The 2,279-nt window shown below is 69.9% G+C and carries 1 protein-coding gene; it reads right to left on the bottom strand.

Going from position 1 to position 2,279, the window contains the following annotated elements; all coding sequences use genetic code 11:
* A partial coding sequence (locus ABT300_RS43355; protein WP_351688499.1) for a LamG domain-containing protein occupies positions 1-2,279 on the bottom strand: 2,279 nt, incomplete at both ends.

Below are 2,279 nucleotides of genomic sequence, written 5' to 3'. Positions count from 1 at the left end.
GCGCCGGCGCCGTCCTTGTCGGGGCGGCCGAAGGTCCAGCGGCCCTGGGCGCTGCCGGCCGGCTGCTCGTACCACACGCCCCAGGAGGACTGGCTTGCGCCCGACTGGCCGAAGACCTGCACCGCGTAGGACTTGGTGGTGTCGGAGAACCTGGCCGGGTCCAGCGTGACCCAGGCGGTCGCGGTGAACGAGCCGGTGTCGTCGACGAACGGACCCGTGGCGCCGGCGTAGGCGCTGGTGCCGTTCAGGGTCATCGTCTGCGACGTCGTGACCTCTTCGCCGATGTCCGGGTCGCCGGTGGTGACCTGGGTGAGCGCCGCCCCGTTCAGGGTGAGGTTGCGGCCGAAGCCGCTGGTGTCCTTCACGGTGGCGCCGGTGGCGTTCGCCATGTCGGTGGCGTCCCACTTGGCGACCAGTGCGGGGACCGGGGCGCCGGACGTGCCGTCGCTCAGGTCCTCGTCCTCCAGCCACGCGTCATGGGTGACCTCGGTGTCCGCGAGGGCGCGGGACCACACCTTGACCTCGTCGACGGTTCCGGAGAAGTTCTCCTTGCCGCCGCCGTCGTACCACAGCCGCCCGATCTGGAGGCTGCCGGACGCCTTCCACGGGGTGGTGAACGCCACCGGGGCGCCCTGCGGGACACCGTTGACGTAGAGCTGGATGGTCTGGTTCGCCGCGTCGTAGACGCCGGCCAGGTGCGTCCAGGCGTTCAGGACCGGCGGTCGGACGCCGATCGAACGGGTGATGGCGGGGTTGACGACGTCCGTCTGGTGACGGTTGAAGACCCACGCCTTGTAGGAGCTGGAGTAGTACAGCTGGAACCCGGAGGCGTTGACGCCTGCCTGGGACAGGACGGTGTAGTTGACGTCGTTCTTCGTCAGCCGCGCCCAGGCCGAGACGGTGAAGGACTTGGTGGTGTCCAGGACCGCGCCGGAGGTCGACAGGTAGGCCGTCGTGCCGTTGAGCTTCGCCGCGCCGGCGCCGCTGCGGGCCAGCGCGTCCCAGGTGGCCCCCGAGCCGGTCAGCGGGTGCGCGGTGGCGGTGGTGGCGTCGCTGAGGGCGTTGTCCAGGTGCCAGACTCCCGAGGGCAGTTCGGCTCCCTTGACCAGGAAGCTGTAGTAGCCGGTGAGCGAGCTGTGGGCGGCCGCGTCGTATCCCCAGACCTGGACGGTGTTCTCACCGGCCTGGTTCGGGGTGACCGTCAAGGTGGTGCCCGTGCCCGCGGACACGTTGATCGGCGGGGAGAGCGCGCCGCTGTTCAGCTTCCACCGGTAGCTGACGACGTCGGACTGGATGCCCGCCGTGTTGGGGTTGGTGTCGGCGGGGGTGACGGTGAACTTGCCCGGGGTGCCCACACCGCCCGCCGCCGGATAGGCGTCGGCCGGCTTGTACAGGCCGTCGGCGCTGGTGACGAGGGGCGGCGGCGGTGAGTCGGTGTCGACGCGGAAGTAGCACCAGGACGACCATGCGGAGTCCAGGACCCCGGAGTCGCCGCGGTCGGTGACGTAGTACGCCTGGGTCTTGACGCGCATGCGGTAGTTCGTCTGCGCCGCGAGTGCGCTGGTGCTGGCGTCGCGCACGGCGTTGTCGGCCACCCAGGAACTGCTCGGCGAGTTCGCGGTCCACACACGGCTGGAGCCGTCGGCCTTCCACACCTCGAAGGCGGTGCGCAGCTGAGCCTGGCTGCCGTCCGCCGACTGCACCGTGCCGAGCATCTTCGGCGTGGTGTCGCTGGTGGCGAAGGGCAGCGTGGAGGCGTTGCAGACGCGCCCGGTGGTGCCCTGCTGGACGCCGTACGAGGTCGGCTTGTCCGGGTAGGAGACGTACGTGACCGACAGCTTGGCGTCGTTGCGGAACCGCGCCCAGGCGGCCGCGTCGGACTCGTCGTGCGCGGTCAGCGAGAACGTGATCTGCGCCGCCTTGTTCGCGGCGTGGGTCGCGAGGGTCGGGGTCAGGTTCTCGTTGGTCTCGCCGCCCGAGACGTTGTCGCTGAACCGCACCCAGTTGGCCGGCTGCGAGGGGCTGCACAGGCCGCCGCGCCCGTAGGACACGGACCGGTCGCCCATCAGGTCGTCGGCGCTGGGCCGGGTCGACCAGGTGGTGCTGTCGGCGATGCCCTTGTTGACGTGGCTCAGGTCGTACCAGTGCGCGTCACAGGTGAACGACCACGCCATGTACACCTCGAACGTGGCGTCGAGGATCTTCTTGCCGTGGATCGACGACAGCGGGTACTCGAAGTACATGCGCTGGGTGTAGGGGCTGCTGGAGCAGAGGTAGCC

The sequence above is a fragment of the Streptomyces sp. NPDC001027 genome (assembly GCF_040299045.1).
In the GTDB taxonomy this organism is placed as follows: domain Bacteria; phylum Actinomycetota; class Actinomycetes; order Streptomycetales; family Streptomycetaceae; genus Streptomyces.
This window is presented reverse-complemented; position numbering and strand designations above follow the sequence as displayed.